This window comes from Psychrobacter sp. 28M-43, from assembly GCF_014770435.1.
Lineage (GTDB): Bacteria > Pseudomonadota > Gammaproteobacteria > Pseudomonadales > Moraxellaceae > Psychrobacter.
The window spans coordinates 625,889-643,142 of record NZ_CP061739.1; the positions used below are offsets into that span (position 1 = coordinate 625,889).

Here is a 17,254-nt window from a genome sequence, read left to right on the forward strand (position 1 = left end):
GAAGCTGTTAAAATAGCCGCCTTTTTAAGGATGCTGATTGCGCCGAGCGTATATCACTCACATTAAGAGTAAGTCGCGGTTATTTATATTAAAATGCCGTCCTACTCATTCTGTGCTAGCGGCAGCAACTGGTTTTTATTGCTCATACGTGTGGAGTAACGCTATGATTCAGGTTGAGTCAATGCTGGAAGTTGCAGATAATAGCGGTGCAAGGCGAGTTCAGTGCATTAAAGTACTGGGTGGTTCTCATCGTCGTTATGCATCAGTTGGCGACATTATTAAAGTAACGGTTAAAGAAGCCATTCCTCGTGGTCGTGTTAAAAAAGGCGACGTGATGAATGCAGTAGTTGTACGTACCAAAAAAGGCGTTCGTCGTCCAGATGGTTCTGTGTTACGTTTTGACGACAATGCTGCGGTATTGTTGAATCAAAACAAAGCGCCGATTGCAACTCGTATTTTTGGACCGGTAACTCGTGAACTACGTGGTGATCAGTTTATGAAAATTGTATCACTAGCACCAGAAGTATTGTGAGGTAATCCATGTCAAAATTACGTAAAGGCGATACAGTTATCGTGATTGCTGGGAAAGACAAAGGCAAGCAAGGTACTGTACAAGCTGTAAAAAACGATCGTATTAAAGTTGAAGGCATTAATATTGTTACCAAACATCAGAAGCCAAATCAGGCAACTGGCGTTGAAGGTGGCATTCTTAAGCAAGAAGCTTTTCTGCATATCTCAAATGTCGCAATCTTAAATGCGCAAACCCAAAAAGCAGACCGTATTACTTATCAGTTTGGCGAAGACGGCAAGAAACAACGCGTCTATCGTTCAAGCGGTGAAGTAGTGGCGACTGCGTAAGACACTAAGGGTGTAATGGTAATGGCAAGATTAAAATCTTTATATAACGATGAACTAAAGCAGCAAATCAAAGAAGAGCTTGGTTTGGCAAATGTGATGCAAGTGCCTAAAATCACTAAAATCACACTTAACATGGGTGTAGGCGGCGCGTCTCAAGACAAGAAATTGTTGGAAGGTGCTGTAGCTGATATGACCGCGATTGCTGGTCAAAAACCTGTTGTCACCAAAGCGCGTAAATCAGTTGCTGGCTTTAAGATTCGTGAAGAATGGCCAATTGGCTGTAAAGTAACGCTACGCGGTGAGCAAATGTACGAATTTTTAGATCGTCTCGTTGCCATTGCAATTCCTCGTATTCGTGATTTCCGCGGTTTTTCACCTAAAGCCTTTGACGGACGTGGTAACTACTCATTGGGTATCAAAGAACAAATCGTATTCCCAGAAGTAGATTTTGACAAGATTGATCGTATCCGTGGTATGGATGTGACAATCACCACGTCAGCTCAATCTGATGAAGAAGGTCGTGCGTTGCTTAAAGCATTCGGCTTCCCATTTAAATAAGGTAAAGACGTTATGGCAAAGAAGAGCATGATTAACCGCGAATTGAAGCGCGAAAAAATGGTTGCTAAATATGCTGAAAAGCGTATCAAGCTAAAAGAAACTATCAGTGATATGACTGCAAGTGACGAAACTCGTATGGAAGCGATGTTAGAGCTACAAGCTCTTCCACGCAACTCATCACCAGTACGTCTGCGTAATCGTTGTGCTATCACCGGTCGTCCTCACGGTTACTTCCGCAAGTTTGGCTTATCACGCAATATGCTGCGTGAGCGTGTCATGCAAGGCGATGTGCCTGGTGTTCGTAAAGCAAGCTGGTAAGGAGTAACTATATGAGTATGCAAGATACCGTTGGGGATATGCTAACCCGTATCCGTAACGCACAAATGGCTAACAAAGTATCGGTAGCAATGCCGAGCTCTAAATTACGTAAATCAATTGCTGATTTGCTAGTTAGCGAAGGTTATGTGGCGAGCGCCGTTGTTACTGAGCAAGAAAACAACAAAGCAACCCTTACTATTGAATTGAAATATTTCGAAGGCCGTGCTGTCATCGAAACTATCCAACGTTACAGCCGTCCTGGTTTACGCCAGTTCCGCGGTAAAGACGCTATCCCTACTGTTAAGCAAGGTATGGGTGTTGCCATCGTATCTACTAGCCAAGGTATCATGAGCGATCGTGCTGCACGCGCTGCTGGTATCGGTGGTGAAATCGTCGCATTTGTAGCGTAAGCTATACGACGATGAAGTCTATTTGATGGTTGTTAGGCTTCTATTGATTGAGTAATATTAAATTATTTCGAATTGATAGATGTCTAACACAGTCAACTATGCTAAACTAACACGCTTTTTAGCCTGTTAGTTTTTTCGCTAATATAAAGAAGTTAAATTTTTTAAGGAATATTCCTATGTCTCGTGTGGCTAAAGCCCCAGTGACGCTGCCAAACGGCGTAAGCGTTACTTTGAACGATCGGCAGGTCGAAGTTAAAGGCAAGAACGGTTCTATGTCTTTACGCCTGCATGAATTGGTCGAGCTGAAACAGGAAGATGATGCTATCATTTTCTCACCTACAGTCGATTCAAAAGAAGCTATGATGCACACTGGCACCATGCGCGCTCTTGTTAACAACTATGTTACTGGCGTAAACGAAGGCTTTGAAAGACGTCTTCAGTTGATTGGTGTTGGTTATCGCGCGCAAGTTACTGGTAACAAAGTAACCTTGAACGTTGGTTATTCTCATCCAGTAGAGTATACGTTACCTGAAGGTGTATCAGCTGAAACGCCAACGCAAACTGAAATTGTTTTGAAATCAAACAATAAACAGCAGCTTGGTCAAGCAGCCGCCAACATCCGTGGTTTCCGCCCACCTGAGCCTTACAAAGGTAAAGGTATTCGTTATAGTGACGAGCATGTGATTCGCAAAGAAGCTAAGAAAAAATAAGGTGAGTTGAAATGTTTGATAAAAAAGCAGCTCGTCTGCGTCGAGCTAAGAAAACACGCGCGCATATCCGTTTCTTAGGCGTTCATCGCTTAACGGTTAACCGCACGTCAAAACATATTTATGCCCAGATTATCTCTCCAAATGGTGGTGAAGTGATTGCTCAGGCATCTACCTTAGACAGCAGCTTGCGTTCAGGCGCGACTGGTAATGCTGATTCAGCAACGTCTGTAGGCCAAATGATCGCAGAACGCGCAAAAGCAGCTGGCATTACTAAAGTTGCCTTTGACCGTAGTGGTTTCAAATATCATGGTCGAGTTAAAGCTTTAGCAGAAGCTGCTCGCGAAAACGGATTGGAGTTTTAATCATGGCTAGAAATGATAAAAATGATAAAAATGAACAGACTGACGGTCTAGTAGAACGCTTAGTTACCGTTGATCGCGTAGCGAAAGTTGTTAAAGGTGGTCGTATTTTCTCTTTCACTGCATTAACTGTAGTGGGCGATGGCAATGGTCGTGTAGGTTTTGGTCGCGGTAAAGCACGTGAAGTGCCAGCTGCTATCCAAAAAGCACTAGAAGCTGCCAAACGTAATATGATTACTGTTGAGCTAAATGATGCAACTTTGCATCATCCAATCAAAGCACGTCATGGTGCTAGTAAAGTCTATATGCAACCTGCATCTGAAGGTACTGGCGTAATCGCTGGTGGCGCAATGCGTGCTGTATTAGAAGTTGCTGGTGTCAAAGATGTTTTGACTAAATGTTATGGTTCTACCAATACTGCTAACGTTGTTCGCGCAACGTTTAACGGTTTACGTGATATGTCAACTCCAGAGAAGATGGCAGCTAAACGTGGTAAATCTGTAGACGAAATCTTGGGTTAACTTAGACTAGGTGAGTTACGATGAAAAAAATGAAAGTCACTCAATTTAAATCGGGTGCCCATCGCCTAAAGAGCCACAAAGCGAGCTTGAAAGGATTGGGTTTACGCCGTATTAATCATACTGTAGTAGTAGAAGATACTCCTTCGACTCGTGGTATGGTCAATCGCGTTAACTACATGGTAAAAGTGGAGGAAGCGTAATGGGTCTTAGATTAAATGAATTATCACCAGGTGTTGGCGCAAAGAAAACTGCCCAGCGTCGTGGTCGTGGTATCGGTTCAGGTCTTGGTAAGACTGGTGGTCGTGGTGTAAAAGGTCAGAAATCTCGTTCAGGTTCTAGCATTCGCTCAGGATTTGAAGGTGGTCAGATGCCTCTATATCGTCGTCTACCAAAATTTGGTTTTACCAGTAAACTGGCTATGAAGACTGCTGAAGTACGTCTTTCTGAACTGAATAAAATTGAAGGCGATGTAGTTAGCCTTGAAACACTTAAAGCTGCTAACCTTATCCGTCACGATATGAAACGTGCTCGTGTAATGCTATCAGGCGAAGTCACTAAAGCTTATACTTTCAAAGGTATTAAAGTGACTAAAGGTGCTAAGCAAGCTATCGAAGCTGCTGGTGGTAGCATCGAGGAGTAGTAACGTGTCAAAACAATCAATGTCATCGGCTGGTATACCGCTTAATCCATTCGCATTTATACGTAAGTATGATGAGCTATGGACGCGTTTATTATTTTTAATCGGCGCATTGATTGTTTATCGTTTAGGGTCACATATTCCAGTTCCGGGTATCAACCCAGTTAACTTGGCTGATCTGTTTTCGCGCAACGAAAACACCATTCTGAGCATGTTTAATATGTTCTCAGGTGGTGCGCTAGAGCGTATGTCTATCATGGCGCTTGGCATTATGCCATATATCTCAGCATCGATTATCGTACAGATGATGTCTGCAGTATTGCCATCGCTTGAAGCCCTCAAAAAAGAAGGTGAAGCGGGACGACGCAAGTTAAACAAGTATACCCGTCAGGGAACGCTTGCTTTAGCCCTAGTACAGTCATTAGGAATGTGTGCCGGCTTAATCAGCCAAAACCTTACTTTATCTACTGGTCTTACCTTTTATATTCCAGCTGTTACTTCTTTGGTAGCAGGCGCAATGTTCTTAATGTGGCTTGGTGAGCAGATTACAGAGCGCGGCGTAGGTAATGGTATTTCAATGCTCATTTTTGCGAGTATTGTGGCTGGTACGCCAGGTATGATTTCGCAGTCTATTGAACAGGTCAATCAAGGTCAGATGAACTTGATTGTGCTATTTATTTTTGTACTGCTAGGTATCGCGGTTACTGCGGGTATCGTTTATATTGAACGTGCTCAACGCCGTGTTCCTGTGAACTATGCACAAAAACAGCAACAAGGCCGCAAAATTTACGCTCAGCAGCAATCACATTTGCCGCTTAAGCTAAATATGGCAGGGGTTATCCCAGCTATTTTTGCCAGTTCTTTGTTATTGTTTCCTGCAAGTTTAGGGCAGTGGGTTGGTCAATCGACTGATCCTACCTTTGTACAGAAAATACTTCAAAATATGGCATTGGTGTTGTCTCCAGGACAGCCGCTATATTTAGTACTGTTTGGCGCAATGATTATCTTCTTTTGTTATTTTTATACGGCATTAGTATTTAGTCCGCGTGAAGTAGCAGAGAACCTTAAACGTAGTGGTGCGTATATCCCAGGTATTCGCCCAGGACAACAAACTCAGCGTTACCTCGATCATGTATTAAACCGACTGACCTTTATTGGCGCGATGTATATGACGGTTATTTGTTTAATGCCAATGGTCGTCCAGTCATCGTTTGGTGTGCCGTTTCAACTCGGTGGTACGTCTTTACTGATTATGGTGGTTGTGGTAATGGACTTCATCTCGCAGATTCAAGCGCATTTGATGACCCATCAATATCATGATCAGACGTTAATTCAATCGCCCACTCAACCTTAAATGAGCGGTACGATATTTCAAGGAGCATGCTATGAAAGTTCAAGCATCAGTTAAAAAGATTTGTGGTAGCTGTAAAGTTGTGCGCCGTAAAGGCCGTGTACATATTATTTGTACAGCAGAACCTCGCCACAAGCAACGTCAAGGTTAATATTTAGTATTAGAAAACCTCTAGTTTTCGCTGCTAATTAAATTAATACTTGAAAAATAACGGCGGATGCGATATCATCCGCCACTTGCCGTGTTTATACAAAATCTTTTATAATAGAATCGATGAGCAGACTTATAGTCAAAACATCGATAATGACTATAAAAGCTCTAGTATTAACAGCAACAAATCTGAAGAGTAAAGCCTTATCGCTAGATAACGCTTATTTTTCTTTAATGGAGAGAAATCAATGGCTCGTATTGCCGGCGTAAACATTCCGGATAATAAGCATGCTGTTATTTCACTAACTTACATCTTTGGTGTAGGTCGTACCACTGCTCAGAAAATCTTAGAAGCAGTTGGCATCGCCCCTACTACTAAAGTCAGTCAGTTAGATGATACACAGTTAGATGCTATCCGTGCACAAGTTGCAAACTACATGACTGAAGGTGACCTTCGTCGTGAAGTTTCAATGAACATCAAGCGTTTAGTTGATCTTGGTTGTTACCGTGGCATCCGTCATCGTCGTAACCTACCAGTTAGAGGTCAGAACACCAAGAACAACGCTCGTACTCGTAAGGGTCCGACACGCCCTCTCAAAAGATAATTAACTTAGGAAGCTAAAAGATGGCAAAAGACACTCGCAGTCGCAAAAAGGTGGCTCGTCGTTCAGTATCGGAGGGCATTGCCCATATCCATGCGTCTTTTAATAACACCATTGTTACGATTACCGATCGTCAAGGTAATGCATTGGCTTGGGCCACTTCAGGTGGACAAGGCTTCCGTGGTTCACGTAAATCTACACCATTTGCAGCTCAGGTTGCAGCTGAAGTCGCTGGTAAAGCGGCCCAAGAATATGGTGTTAAGAATATCGATGTTTTGGTCAAAGGACCAGGACCGGGTCGTGAGTCTGCGGTAAGAGCACTAGGTGCATTGGGTTATAAAGTTAACAGCATCTCTGATGTAACCCCAATCCCACACAATGGTTGCCGTGCGCCGAAAAAGCGCCGCGTCTAATATTAAAGACGAAGCTTTTTATACTAAAAGCTTATAGGAGACATAACAATGGCCCGCTATATTGGACCAAAACTGAAATTATCACGTCGTGAAGGTACGGATTTAGGCCTTAAGTCTGGCGTTAAACCGTATGACGTAAAAACGAAGAAAGCTGGTCGTCCACCAGGTCAGCATGGCGTAAGCCGTAACAAGACCTCAGAATATGCTCTACAGTTGCGTGAAAAGCAAAAAGTTAAGCGTATTTATGGTGTACTAGAGCGTCAATTCGCGAACTACTATAAAGAAGCTGCTCGTAAGCGTGGCGCTACTGGTGAAAACCTACTAGCAATGCTTGAGAGCCGTCTAGATAACGTTGTATATCGCATGGGCTTTGGCTCAACTCGCGCAGAAGCACGTCAGCTAGTCAGTCATCGTACTGTTATGGTAAAAAAAGCTGGCCGTGATGAGTTTGTTCGTGTGAACATTCCTTCAATTCAGCTTCAAGATGGTGATGTCATCGCTATCCAAGAGAAATCTCGCGAACAACTACGTATTAAAAACGCTATCGAATTAGCGACACAACGTGGTATTCCAGAATGGCTTGATGTTGACCACAGCAAACTACAAGGCACGTTTAAACATGCGCCTGATCGTATTGATCTACCTGCTGAAATCAACGAAAGCTTGATCGTTGAGCTATACTCTAAGTAATGACGTAATGCTCAATGTTATGAAAATGGCATTGAGCAATTAACGTTAATTAAACCAGTTTAATAAATCGAGGTGACATCATGATGCTAAATGCAACTGAGTTTCTAACGCCGAATGCCATTAATGTGGATACGGTTAACGAAACGATTGCGAAAGTCACGCTCGAACCGTTAGAACGCGGCTTTGGGCATACCCTAGGTAATGCTCTGCGTCGCATCTTGTTATCTTCATTACCTGGTGCTGCAGTCATTGAAGCTGAGATTGATGGTGTTGACCATGAATACTCAACGCTTGAAGGCTTGCAAGAAGACGTACTTGATTTGCTTTTGAACCTAAAAGGCTTAGCAATTACGCTTCATGACCAAAATGAAGTATTTTTGACCTTGGATAAACAAGGTCCAGGCACTATTACTGCTGCAGACATCGCGTTGCCGCACAATGTTGACATCATCAATCCAGAATTGGTCTTGGGTACATTGAGCGATCGTGGTCATCTTAAGATGCGTTTGCGTGTAGTGATGGGTCGTGGATATGAGCCAGCAAACCAGCGCCGTGAAGATGGTGATACTAAAGCAATTGGACGCTTAAAGCTTGATGCAAGTTTTAGTCCTGTGCTTCGTGTTGCTTATCAGGTTGAGAACGCTCGTGTAGAGCAGCGTACTGATCTTGATCGTCTTATCATTGAGCTTGAAACTAATGGCACTATAGATCCAGAAGAAGCAATTCGTAAAGCAGCCACTATTTTACAACAACAGATTTCTATCTTTGTTGACCTAGAAGCTGAAGAAGCGCCTGAGCCTGTGAAAGAGAAAGAAGAGGTTGATCCGGTGCTATTACGCCCTGTGGACGATCTTGAACTAACGGTTCGCTCAGCCAACTGCTTGAAAGCTGAAAACATTTACTATATCGGTGATTTGGTACAGCGTTCAGAGACTGAACTTCTAAAAACCCCAAATCTTGGTAAGAAATCATTAACAGAAATCAAGGACGTATTAGCGTCTAAAGATTTAGAGCTCGGTATGCGCCTAGATAACTGGCCACCAGCTGATTTACGTGTTGATGATCGCTTTTCTTATCGTAGCCGTTAAACTTTAAGGATTTTTGACTATGCGCCATCGTAAGAGTGGAGTCAAGCTGGGTCGTACCGGCAGTCATCGTAAGGCAATGTTTCAGAACATGACTAACTCATTATTTGAGCATGAACTGATCAAAACAACTTTACCAAAAGCTAAAGAACTACGTCGCGTTGCCGAGCCATTGATCACTATGGCTAAAGAAGACAGCGTTGCTAACCGTCGTTTAGCATTCAGCCGTATGCGTAGCAAAGCTATGGTAGGCAAATTATTTGGCACGTTAGGTCCTCGTTACCAGACGCGTCCAGGTGGTTATTTGCGTATCGTAAAATGCGGTTACCGTGATGGTGACAATGCGCCAATGGCTTATGTAGAATTGGTTGATCGTGACTAGTTTTACACCTAAGACATATTCCATAAAAAAGCTCCAATGCAATTGGAGCTTTTTTTTGTCTTAAATTTGACTAAATATACTATTAGTTGTTTAGGGCAATAACTGGCTATTTAGAACAATAACTAGCTGTTTAGAGTAATAACGAATCGACATCAGCCGCACCTTGCCTGATAACTTCAGGAACGCTGCTAGTCATATCTACGATAGTAGTAAGCTTGGTCGTCTTTATACCTGCATTGATCAGTCCGTCGATTTGATTGCCTAGTAAGTCTTCAATCTCAAACGGATCATCCAAAATATCGTCCCGATTAGGCAAAATCAGTGAGCTGGTTAAGATAGGTTCATCCATCGCTTCTAATAATGCTTGAGCAATGGGGTTGCTAGGCACACGAATACCAATGGTCTTTTTCTTTGCATGCGCCAGTTTCTTAGGTACGTCTTTGGTGGCAGTAAGAATAAAAGTAATTGGGGCAGGGGTGTGGGCTTTCAGCTGTTTAAATTGCACATTATCAACTGTTGCATAATTGGCAATTTCGCTTAGGTCGCGGCATAGTAAGGTAAATTGATGCTTATCATCGAGTTCACGGATTTGCTTAAGCTTCGCTAGCGCATCCTTTGCACCCAAACGGCAACCAAAAGCGTAACTGGTATCAGTTGGGTAAATGATTAATTGATCTCTGCGTAATAGGTCAGCGGCTTGCTCAATGAGACGTGGCTGCGGATTGTCTGGATGAATATAGAAGACTTCCATAGTGGTTCCTTATTTTATAATTATTGGTTTTTAATTGAGACAAATTTTCATTAATTAGATTTAGTTCAATTACTAAATATATTAGAAAAACTATTCTAGAACTAAAGCAGATCGATATCTTCAAAATACCACTTCAGTTATCAGTATAGCTCAAAGTAGATATAAGTTTAGTGGCAAGGCGTTACCAACCGTAGAAAATCGTTAATAAGTAGGGACGCTTAGTAATTTGAATTAAACGTTGATTTCAGATGGAGAAATGCAAGCGCTAAGTAACGCAGTCAGTAAAGTCTTAGCGTCACGCGGCAAAGTATGAGGTTTTGCTATATAGCTTTGGACTTGCTGATAGACATCAATAGCAAAGGTGCTACTACTGGTGTCGAAGTCGGCAAACAAGTTATCTTGTGAGACTTGGAAATTTCGTCCACACGCCAAGGTGAATAGACACTCCAATGCTTGAGGTTTGATTTCTACACGCTCAAATGCTTGTTGCTGAGCCGCTGATCGTCCATCTGGAGCATACCAGTAGCCAAAGTCAGATAGTTGTCTACGAGCGTCACCAGCTACGCACCAATGGCTGATTTCTAGTAAACTCTTAACTATAAATGTACATTACTAAGTTATTGATTGATAAAGAAGTAATTGTAATGATGTAAAATCAGCTTCTTGATAAAAAAATGTACAATATTCCTCATAAAAGGAGATATTGTACATTAAGTGAGTCATTGGAATTATCACTTTTCAAAGCACTAAGAAGCTTATATTAGCCGTGTATATACAATCGAGACATATCAATATTTTATTTTTGATGAATAGATCGGGACTTTTTGTTGGTTCTTCTCTTAGTAGATATTCTTTGTTTTTTCAATAAAATTGGGAAGGCTAGAATATTTACTATAGTTATCATCGGCTGAATAGTAGCCTGATGAATATACTTCACATGACTGCTTTGAAATTTTAAAATTAAGTAAGTATGAATTTGCAATATGTAGTTAATAAACTAATTATCCCTTAACGTAGAAAAATCTGTATGCATTAATGTTTCTAAAGCTATTCTAGCCGTAGGAGGAGGATTCGTAATCATCTCTTGATAATTAACTTCTAAGTTTTTTAGAAACACCTCTGATATCGGTCGACCTGAAAAATCATCAAAGCTAGGTGAAAAATGTATACCTATAGCTTCACACATAGCCTTTTCTAAGCCTTGAGGTCTTGCTTCAACCAATTGAAATAGCTCTTGCTCTTCACTTGTTCTACCACATTCAGTATACCAGTAACCATAGTCATCTAATTTGCGTCGTTTTTGCCCTGCCAAACAGTAATGAGCAATTTCATGTAATAGGCTTCTTGGGTAGTTTTCTTTAAAAAAGATCTTCGCATTTGTATCTGCTTTTGGCGCTTCATAGTAGGGTTCATCTACTCCACCAATTATGGTTAGAGTAGGAAAAAGATGTTCAAATAAAATTTTTAGTTTGTTACACAAATGATCGTCATTCATAGGAATACTTTTAAGGCATCTTAATAGCCGTAATATGAGAAATAAAGCTTTAGAGAGGCTTTATTCATAGATTGTATTTGAGCTAAACAGGAACAAGATTAAGCTATTTATTAGATCTTTTCACTAATCTTATATGTGGAGAATCTGCTAACTCTCTTTGAAGTTCAAAATTCTGTCTTAGAATGTTAAGATAATCTTGCATTATAATGTCATATTCTTCTTTTATCATGTCGTATTTCAAATTAGCTTTGATTTTGAGCTCTTTTTCATGTTTTAACTTAGTAGAAGTATTAGGTTTTTCTTGAGCACGATTTTTGCGTTCTTCTTCCGCTTTTGTTATTGCTTCGCAAAGTTCTGGATATCTCTCATTACGGACATACCCTTTTCCTTTACCTGCCTCTCTACCTACAGCGTCTCTAGTAAACTTAAACCGTGATGACTTTGTATTGACAATTTTGGCTGTACCATCTTGTAGACGATTCAAAGCATCCCAATAAGCCTGTTCTGCCTGGCTAGTTTTCATGTTATTTCTCTTGATTTACTTCTAATACTGAAAGAAGACTGTCTATTTTTTTAATACTCACTTCGTATTCATGATGAACACGCTTTGGAATATCTAAAGTGAGTTGAGACTTATAAAAATCTTTAGTTTGTAGCAAAATACTTTTGGATTCTGGTGAAAACACCGCATTTTCACAGCTAATACAAGCAGATGCCAATACACCAGCACCTTTATCACAAGGTTTAATAGACATACATCCGCCAACTAAAGTAGATCGATAACGAATTTTGCCATTTTTGACTGCTTTCTTAGTACTATTTCTATTATCTAAGAACTTAGGAAGCTTATTCTCTACTTTTCTTTTTTGTAGATTTTTACCAGCTGCACCAGTTAGTGTCACCCTGCTATCTAACAATTCATGCAAATTATCTGACTCTACTCTTGCTTGGGCCTCCTGCCATTCCTTTTGCATAGCTTTGACTTCAGGGCCGTTGCCTAAAATATTTATCGCTCTAGAGTTTGAGTCCGTGTAATAGACTGTCATCATCATGCTTATATGTTTTAGCTGGGATTTAAGAGTAGGATATGAAACATAACCACTAGAAGCAGCATACACGGCTAAGGAGCGTCTAAACTGATGAAAGCCTAAAGGCCAAGGCTTACCTAATTTAATATTATTAGATATTTCATCGCCGTATAAAAATTGACTGACTTCCTTTAAGTCTTGTTCTGAAATTAATAAGTGCTCTGATGACATTATTTTTTGAATGAGGTTGCTATTTAAGGCAGTTGTTGCATAATCAAAATGCGGATGAGGCTTTCCAGATTTCCCATTTTCAATTGAAAAAAACAACGGTAACTTACTCTCATCTTCTGCCACCTGACTCTTATTAGCAGACCAGTTCAAAGCTCCTTGAGTGATAAATTTAGCTGCTTCAAAAGCTTCTTCAACAATTGAACCTGTTACCCATTTTGTAAATCTTGGTACTCCATTACTTTCCAATTTTGTTGTAGTTGACCATACTACAGGTATATTCCCAGTATCGGAATGAATATGTCTTAGCCCGTTGAAAGGGATAGATAGTAATTCATTTTTACGCATACCTGTAAACGCAGCTATAACAAAAGCGCTTTTCATCTGTATTTGACCTAAGCTGATTGTTAAACTTAACCAATTAGCATTCTTGATGATGTTTAAATCTGTTAATTCTGCTAAAATCTTAGTTAGCTTTGTATCTGTCTTCAAAGCAGTTTGCCAATAAAATCTGATTAAGCTTTTTTGTGATTTAGTAAGCTTACTCATAGGTACACTCTGATCTAATCTTAATGCTTCATCTCTTACTTTAGTACGTGCAGAAAAAACATATGAGATCTGCTCAGCGTGCTTATTAAAAACCTGCAAACTTTCAATGGTATCTTTTAGCAGGTTCTGATAAATACGTGAAGGAATGATCATGGTTTGAAGACTTTGAGAAGTCTCAGGGAAAGATTTTCTAGTCTTTCTTAGTTTGCTTGAAAATTCTTTTGAAGGTTGCATGTTACACCAAAAATTACTTTGATTTAAAACAGATGCTGTATCAATAAATCTTTGTATCTTGCCTAAATGCAAACCTATTTGTTTCTCCGTCGAACTATTAGTTACTAGGAAGTCGATTGCACTACTGTCAGTAAATATATTATTAAAGTCAATATTATTGTTTACACAGTAACTAATTAGGAAGGATATAGCGACTATATCACTATTCAATTTTGACATAGAACATCCATTCATCTCACAATTCCAATTGAGAGTAAATACCTTCAAAAACTTAACTGCTGATTTGAATTTTTTGCCGTCGGTATTAATAGATGAGGATAGGTTCCGAATTTTAGTTCTAAAATTAATAGTTCTATGTGAATTGCTAGTAGCACTATAGTCCCAAATATCATCAGAGAATAATGATAAAGCATCTCCACTCTTGGAAAGCGTTACAATCAAACCAGATGATGGGTTTTCGATTAGGTCTTTAGATATTGGTTGTATCTCTTTAACGAGGGGTTCACGCATCATTGTCTTGGTCATAAACTTAAGCTTTTTCTGTTAGATTCTGAGGCTACAGTGAGAAAATTTATATGCTCATCCCAATACTCATTATAAATTTGCATTTTTATTTTTTGTTCAGCATCATCAACGAGTTCAATTACTCTATTATCTTTTCCTTTAAGAATATTGATAATCTCGTCAATTCTAAATAGTGATGGTTCTATAGAGAGAAGATGATATTCAGGATCATCACGAATCATAGAAGACTTTAGTAGAGCCTCCTTCAAACTTAATAGTTTATGTATATCTTCAAAATCTATATGAATTGCAAAAAATTCACAGAACAAACAACTTTCAAATGTAGCACAGGAAGGGTTGGGGGCTTCATTATTAAAGCCCAATGCCTTAACAGGATCATTATCTGATAGGTTAGAACAAGATCCTGCTGGTATTTTCTCCGTATCATAGTTAGTTGAAGTCTTGATAGATATAGTTTGTTCATTAGTTCGATTAGACCTAAGAACTGCGGTAATCATTTTTTCGTGATAATGATTCATCTCTATTGCTTGAGACTCAATATCGATCGAAGTGTAAGATTTAGCTACTGTAGTTAAAGAGTTATTCAACTTCCTAGCTACTAATGACAAATTTCCTTTAGAATGTTTTATGTAGTATTCCGCACATAGGTTTCTAATGTCTCTAGCAGTAACCCTTTTAACCCCTTTAAAAAGTGGAGTATTGTCGTCAATAGAACTGACAGAGCTACGTGCAAAACGCTTTAATTGACGATGTTCTCCAATACGCATAAACAAGTATTCTTGACAGTCTCCAGGAAGATGAAGGTTATCAACCCACTCTCTAAGTTTCAAATACTGTATGAGATAACGTTTTAAGTGAGAAGGAGCGGAAAATTCAATCTGTCTACCTGCTCGATATTTATGTTTTTTAGCAAAAGTTGATAAGCCAAGGTTTTCCAAATTTAAATCAGATATTTTCAAATCAAGTGTGGGTTGTATATTAGCAGCAGTGAAAGAAAGGTAAATGTAATAAAAGCAATATGTACATAGGTTATAAGCATAAATTTTTCTAGAGTCTAAATTCTCATTGATCCATGTATTTCTGTTGTTTATTAATGTGTTTTTATAGAAATCTTTCTTAGTATGCTCACAATTATAATAATTTGATAAAGCATTTTTTACCTCATTAAAGGGTAAGGGTTCACCACTATTGTAGAAGCAATTAGGTAGTTTCTTTATGCCATATTTTCTAGTTGAATCCCAATAATAATCATTACTTGATGATTTTGCTAAAGTAATAGGTATAGGGTAGATTTTATTTAATATGGCGTATGAGAATTCATTAAAGTATGTAATGCAGGTTTGTAAGAAGTTTTTGAAGTCTTCTAATGAGGAGTCTCTTTCTTTACTGTTATGCCCCATATGACGATGCTTGGGAATAATACTAAGTATATCGATATCAGATAAGTTATAAGCGATTTTTATGAAATCTCTTGCAGTATTTAGCTTGTCATAAAGAGTTGTAGTGCTTATAGATTTTGCACCACTTAAACGCGCCTTTTGATAGAGATTAATTTGATAATATTTATAATTAGATGCTAAATCATCTAAAGTAAGAGGCTTAGAGCCTTCAAAATCACAAAAATCAAAAAAATATCTTAAATTATGAAGGTAACCTCGCACCGTTTCATCTCTCAACCCTTTTTGAAGGATTTCCCTAAGGTACCTTCTCAACCATTCTACACGTTCTATAGACAATGTTGATTCATCAACTAGGCCCGTAATATAGCTCTTAGTTTTATCTCGGGAATGACCAGAATCGTTCTCTCTATTGGTATAGCAGACTCTACCAATATCGACTTTAAAGGACACACCATCAGCTCTTGAACCTACAATTACTGTGTATTGAGGATCAACGATATCTTCTATTTGCTTAGTGCTTATCTCAATAAGCTGCCTGTCATTGAAAGAATTAGACATTATATTCGCCCTTATCAAATGTTACGCCGAACGTATCTTGTATATCATTGAATTCTTTTACTTCCGAGTCGAATTTTAGATAGGCCTCAGTGGTTGTTAGGCTTCTATGGTTTAACCTTTGTCTGACATGATCAAATATCTTAGAATCAGGGTATTCCTTAGCTCTAAGGTTTCTTACGATATTCATCCCATAGGTAGCACGCAAATCATGGAATGAAAAATTTTGAAGACTTGGTTCAAATTTTTGAACCTTGGAAATGAATTTTTTTAATTCATTTCTTAAAGATTGGCCGTTTTTAGGTACCATAACGGGCGCTTCAGTGTTCCAAACTGGTTTAGGGTTGTTACGATTACGATCTATAATTTCTCTTTCAGCAGTTAAATAGGGGTTTCCAGTTCGAGTTAAAAACACATAGTTATCGTCAGTATTTGCATAAAAGCTGTTTATATTTTGTCTTCTATGTTCCGCTCTTTCGCAATCTATATATGTTGCTAAATGATCAATTAGGTTACGTGAAAACATTAAGCGGTTTAGTCGCCCACCCTTTGAATCTGTTCTGTATTTATATCCAGTATTTATCACGGCATAATTTGAATCAGCATTTTGTTCTAAGTAGTGGAGAGCAGTTTTGATACAAGCAATAGAGAGAGTGCATACGCTTTGTTGTCTAGCTCCTGTTCCGAGAGCTATTCTTATCATTAGCTCTAACTCTATTGACGCATAGTTTTTATCAAATGCCCTGAAAATAATTTCTTGTTCTTCAGAGCTTAAAGGACGCAGACTGCCTCCATCTCTCAACTTACCTAGTGATGGTAAGGGTTTTCTGCTGCTTCTTAGCTTGAGATCATTTGTAATAACACTAATATTCCTCATTATTCCTACATTATTATGAATAGGTATAGAAACCTTCCTTTCTCTAAAGGGCTTATTCTCTATATCAGACTGAGATACGAATGATTGATGCTGTATATAATTATAGAAATGAGCAACAGAGGACAGAATGTTATTAATGTATTGAGAGCTAAAGTCGTGCTGTTCTATTACAGCCTGTAAAAAAGCTTTGAATTTGCGAGGAACTCTTTGCTGATACTGGGTAGGTAAGTCTAAAAAGTGTTGGTTACTATGTTCTAGGTACTGTAGATAGTATTTTAGGTGGATAGCTCTTGCGGATAACGTTTTCATATTTGAAAGCGCAGGAGTGTCTAGTTGTCCCATGAGATATAGGTTACCTATTTTCCAAGGTAAACCATCTGATTGAATGATAACAGGCATTCTGAAGTGATAATCTGAGTTAGCTAAAGAGCTAAAAGTGTAATCGTAATCATTAGCCTGAGCAGTCTTTGACCAATTTGCATTCTGCAATCTAAACCGTCTTAGATAAATTACTTTTGCATTAGAGTCAAAAAGGTCTTTAAGAGAAGGTTTCATCTCTTTTCTAGTT

Annotated in this window: 23 protein-coding genes and 1 pseudogene; 17 read left to right on the forward strand and 7 right to left on the reverse strand. The window is 39.1% G+C overall.

Annotated features, from left to right (window positions below):
- The first annotated feature begins 163 nt into the window (after positions 1 to 163).
- The 17 genes from rplN to rplQ all read left to right on the forward strand — a co-directional run bounded on the left by rplN (position 164) and on the right by rplQ (position 9,044).
- Positions 164 to 532, forward strand: coding sequence for a 50S ribosomal protein L14 (gene rplN / locus IEE84_RS02660; RefSeq protein WP_010196702.1), 369 nt, complete (start codon positions 164 to 166; stop codon positions 530 to 532).
- Between the two features lie 8 nt (positions 533 to 540).
- Entirely contained in the window at positions 541 to 858 is a 318-nt protein-coding gene (gene rplX / locus IEE84_RS02665; protein ID WP_101204866.1) for a 50S ribosomal protein L24, read from the forward strand.
- Positions 859 to 879: 21 nt separating this feature from the next.
- A complete protein-coding gene (gene rplE, locus IEE84_RS02670) occupies positions 880 to 1,416 on the forward strand; it encodes a 50S ribosomal protein L5 (protein ID WP_101204865.1) in 537 nt (178 codons plus the stop codon).
- Between the two features lie 12 nt (positions 1,417 to 1,428).
- A complete protein-coding gene (gene rpsN / locus IEE84_RS02675) occupies positions 1,429 to 1,734 on the forward strand; it encodes a 30S ribosomal protein S14 (RefSeq protein ID WP_010196705.1) in 306 nt (101 codons plus the stop codon).
- Positions 1,735 to 1,745: 11 nt separating this feature from the next.
- Positions 1,746 to 2,144, forward strand: coding sequence for a 30S ribosomal protein S8 (gene rpsH / locus IEE84_RS02680; protein WP_191114787.1), 399 nt, complete (start codon positions 1,746 to 1,748; stop codon positions 2,142 to 2,144).
- 176 nt (positions 2,145 to 2,320) lie between these two features.
- The gene (gene rplF / locus IEE84_RS02685) at positions 2,321 to 2,854 is read left to right on the forward strand and encodes a 50S ribosomal protein L6 (protein ID WP_057758710.1); all 534 of its coding nucleotides are present in this window, start codon (positions 2,321 to 2,323) and stop codon (positions 2,852 to 2,854) included.
- An 11-nt stretch (positions 2,855 to 2,865) separates the two neighbouring features.
- The gene (rplR, locus tag IEE84_RS02690; RefSeq protein ID WP_057758713.1) at positions 2,866 to 3,216 is read left to right on the forward strand and encodes a 50S ribosomal protein L18; all 351 of its coding nucleotides are present in this window, start codon (positions 2,866 to 2,868) and stop codon (positions 3,214 to 3,216) included.
- A 2-nt stretch (positions 3,217 to 3,218) separates the two neighbouring features.
- A complete protein-coding gene (gene rpsE, locus IEE84_RS02695; protein ID WP_057758716.1) occupies positions 3,219 to 3,734 on the forward strand; it encodes a 30S ribosomal protein S5 in 516 nt (171 codons plus the stop codon).
- A gap of 20 nt (positions 3,735 to 3,754) precedes the next feature.
- On the forward strand, positions 3,755 to 3,934 hold the full coding sequence (rpmD, locus tag IEE84_RS02700; RefSeq protein ID WP_057758718.1) for a 50S ribosomal protein L30: 180 nt from the start codon (positions 3,755 to 3,757) through the stop codon (positions 3,932 to 3,934).
- On the forward strand, positions 3,934 to 4,374 hold the full coding sequence (rplO, locus tag IEE84_RS02705; protein WP_057758719.1) for a 50S ribosomal protein L15: 441 nt from the start codon (positions 3,934 to 3,936) through the stop codon (positions 4,372 to 4,374). The genes rpmD and rplO overlap by 1 nt, the downstream gene beginning before the upstream one ends.
- Before the next feature lie 19 nt (positions 4,375 to 4,393).
- Positions 4,394 to 5,725 (forward strand): preprotein translocase subunit SecY, encoded by a 1,332-nt coding sequence (gene secY / locus IEE84_RS02710; protein WP_166739245.1) that lies wholly within the window; start codon positions 4,394 to 4,396, stop codon positions 5,723 to 5,725.
- Positions 5,726 to 5,756: 31 nt separating this feature from the next.
- On the forward strand, positions 5,757 to 5,873 hold the full coding sequence (gene rpmJ, locus IEE84_RS02715; RefSeq protein ID WP_010196721.1) for a 50S ribosomal protein L36: 117 nt from the start codon (positions 5,757 to 5,759) through the stop codon (positions 5,871 to 5,873).
- 247 nt (positions 5,874 to 6,120) lie between these two features.
- The gene (gene rpsM / locus IEE84_RS02720) at positions 6,121 to 6,477 is read left to right on the forward strand and encodes a 30S ribosomal protein S13 (protein ID WP_021813384.1); all 357 of its coding nucleotides are present in this window, start codon (positions 6,121 to 6,123) and stop codon (positions 6,475 to 6,477) included.
- A gap of 20 nt (positions 6,478 to 6,497) precedes the next feature.
- Complete coding sequence (gene rpsK, locus IEE84_RS02725; RefSeq protein WP_010196728.1) at positions 6,498 to 6,887, forward strand: 30S ribosomal protein S11; 390 nt, start codon at positions 6,498 to 6,500, stop codon at positions 6,885 to 6,887.
- A gap of 48 nt (positions 6,888 to 6,935) precedes the next feature.
- Positions 6,936 to 7,577: a 30S ribosomal protein S4 gene (rpsD, locus tag IEE84_RS02730; RefSeq protein ID WP_057758723.1), complete on the forward strand. Its 642-nt coding sequence runs from the start codon at positions 6,936 to 6,938 to the stop codon at positions 7,575 to 7,577.
- Between the two features lie 80 nt (positions 7,578 to 7,657).
- On the forward strand, positions 7,658 to 8,665 hold the full coding sequence (locus IEE84_RS02735; RefSeq protein WP_021813386.1) for a DNA-directed RNA polymerase subunit alpha: 1,008 nt from the start codon (positions 7,658 to 7,660) through the stop codon (positions 8,663 to 8,665).
- Positions 8,666 to 8,684: 19 nt separating this feature from the next.
- The gene (rplQ, locus tag IEE84_RS02740) at positions 8,685 to 9,044 is read left to right on the forward strand and encodes a 50S ribosomal protein L17 (RefSeq protein ID WP_021813387.1); all 360 of its coding nucleotides are present in this window, start codon (positions 8,685 to 8,687) and stop codon (positions 9,042 to 9,044) included.
- A gap of 130 nt (positions 9,045 to 9,174) precedes the next feature.
- Here the strand turns inward: rplQ and IEE84_RS02745 are convergent, their stop codons facing one another.
- The 7 genes and pseudogenes from IEE84_RS02745 to IEE84_RS02775 all read right to left on the reverse strand — a co-directional run bounded on the left by IEE84_RS02745 (position 9,175) and on the right by IEE84_RS02775 (position 17,241).
- The gene (locus tag IEE84_RS02745) at positions 9,175 to 9,795 is read right to left on the reverse strand and encodes an L-threonylcarbamoyladenylate synthase (protein WP_160023599.1); all 621 of its coding nucleotides are present in this window, start codon (positions 9,793 to 9,795) and stop codon (positions 9,175 to 9,177) included.
- 231 nt (positions 9,796 to 10,026) lie between these two features.
- Positions 10,027 to 10,383: pseudogene (locus IEE84_RS02750) on the reverse strand (elongation factor P hydroxylase); the annotation flags it as partial.
- 409 nt (positions 10,384 to 10,792) lie between these two features.
- Complete coding sequence (locus IEE84_RS02755) at positions 10,793 to 11,290, reverse strand: elongation factor P hydroxylase (protein WP_057758727.1); 498 nt, start codon at positions 11,288 to 11,290, stop codon at positions 10,793 to 10,795.
- 103 nt (positions 11,291 to 11,393) lie between these two features.
- The gene (locus tag IEE84_RS02760) at positions 11,394 to 11,813 is read right to left on the reverse strand and encodes a hypothetical protein (RefSeq protein ID WP_057758729.1); all 420 of its coding nucleotides are present in this window, start codon (positions 11,811 to 11,813) and stop codon (positions 11,394 to 11,396) included.
- Between the two features lies 1 nt (position 11,814).
- Positions 11,815 to 13,854 (reverse strand): hypothetical protein, encoded by a 2,040-nt coding sequence (locus IEE84_RS02765; RefSeq protein ID WP_057758731.1) that lies wholly within the window; start codon positions 13,852 to 13,854, stop codon positions 11,815 to 11,817.
- Complete coding sequence (locus IEE84_RS02770; RefSeq protein ID WP_057758733.1) at positions 13,851 to 15,812, reverse strand: hypothetical protein; 1,962 nt, start codon at positions 15,810 to 15,812, stop codon at positions 13,851 to 13,853. Before IEE84_RS02770 ends, IEE84_RS02765 begins: the two co-directional genes overlap by 4 nt.
- Positions 15,805 to 17,241, reverse strand: coding sequence for a tyrosine-type recombinase/integrase (locus IEE84_RS02775; RefSeq protein WP_057758735.1), 1,437 nt, complete (start codon positions 17,239 to 17,241; stop codon positions 15,805 to 15,807). Before IEE84_RS02775 ends, IEE84_RS02770 begins: the two co-directional genes overlap by 8 nt.
- Between the last annotated feature and the right edge of the window lie 13 nt (positions 17,242 to 17,254).

Coding starts and splice junctions, on each gene's coding strand:
- rplN (WP_010196702.1), top strand. CDS start 164: ATGATTCAGGTTGAGTCAATGCTGGAAGTTGCAGATAATAGCGGTGCA.
- rplX (WP_101204866.1), top strand. CDS start 541: ATGTCAAAATTACGTAAAGGCGATACAGTTATCGTGATTGCTGGGAAA.
- rplE (WP_101204865.1), top strand. CDS start 880: ATGGCAAGATTAAAATCTTTATATAACGATGAACTAAAGCAGCAAATC.
- rpsN (WP_010196705.1), top strand. CDS start 1,429: ATGGCAAAGAAGAGCATGATTAACCGCGAATTGAAGCGCGAAAAAATG.
- rpsH (WP_191114787.1), top strand. CDS start 1,746: ATGAGTATGCAAGATACCGTTGGGGATATGCTAACCCGTATCCGTAAC.
- rplF (WP_057758710.1), top strand. CDS start 2,321: ATGTCTCGTGTGGCTAAAGCCCCAGTGACGCTGCCAAACGGCGTAAGC.
- rplR (WP_057758713.1), top strand. CDS start 2,866: ATGTTTGATAAAAAAGCAGCTCGTCTGCGTCGAGCTAAGAAAACACGC.
- rpsE (WP_057758716.1), top strand. CDS start 3,219: ATGGCTAGAAATGATAAAAATGATAAAAATGAACAGACTGACGGTCTA.
- rpmD (WP_057758718.1), top strand. CDS start 3,755: ATGAAAAAAATGAAAGTCACTCAATTTAAATCGGGTGCCCATCGCCTA.
- rplO (WP_057758719.1), top strand. CDS start 3,934: ATGGGTCTTAGATTAAATGAATTATCACCAGGTGTTGGCGCAAAGAAA.
- secY (WP_166739245.1), top strand. CDS start 4,394: ATGTCATCGGCTGGTATACCGCTTAATCCATTCGCATTTATACGTAAG.
- rpmJ (WP_010196721.1), top strand. CDS start 5,757: ATGAAAGTTCAAGCATCAGTTAAAAAGATTTGTGGTAGCTGTAAAGTT.
- rpsM (WP_021813384.1), top strand. CDS start 6,121: ATGGCTCGTATTGCCGGCGTAAACATTCCGGATAATAAGCATGCTGTT.
- rpsK (WP_010196728.1), top strand. CDS start 6,498: ATGGCAAAAGACACTCGCAGTCGCAAAAAGGTGGCTCGTCGTTCAGTA.
- rpsD (WP_057758723.1), top strand. CDS start 6,936: ATGGCCCGCTATATTGGACCAAAACTGAAATTATCACGTCGTGAAGGT.
- IEE84_RS02735 (WP_021813386.1), top strand. CDS start 7,658: ATGATGCTAAATGCAACTGAGTTTCTAACGCCGAATGCCATTAATGTG.
- rplQ (WP_021813387.1), top strand. CDS start 8,685: ATGCGCCATCGTAAGAGTGGAGTCAAGCTGGGTCGTACCGGCAGTCAT.
- IEE84_RS02745 (WP_160023599.1), bottom strand. CDS start 9,795: ATGGAAGTCTTCTATATTCATCCAGACAATCCGCAGCCACGTCTCATT.
- IEE84_RS02755 (WP_057758727.1), bottom strand. CDS start 11,290: ATGAATGACGATCATTTGTGTAACAAACTAAAAATTTTATTTGAACAT.
- IEE84_RS02760 (WP_057758729.1), bottom strand. CDS start 11,813: ATGAAAACTAGCCAGGCAGAACAGGCTTATTGGGATGCTTTGAATCGT.
- IEE84_RS02765 (WP_057758731.1), bottom strand. CDS start 13,854: ATGACCAAGACAATGATGCGTGAACCCCTCGTTAAAGAGATACAACCA.
- IEE84_RS02770 (WP_057758733.1), bottom strand. CDS start 15,812: ATGTCTAATTCTTTCAATGACAGGCAGCTTATTGAGATAAGCACTAAG.
- IEE84_RS02775 (WP_057758735.1), bottom strand. CDS start 17,241: ATGAAACCTTCTCTTAAAGACCTTTTTGACTCTAATGCAAAAGTAATT.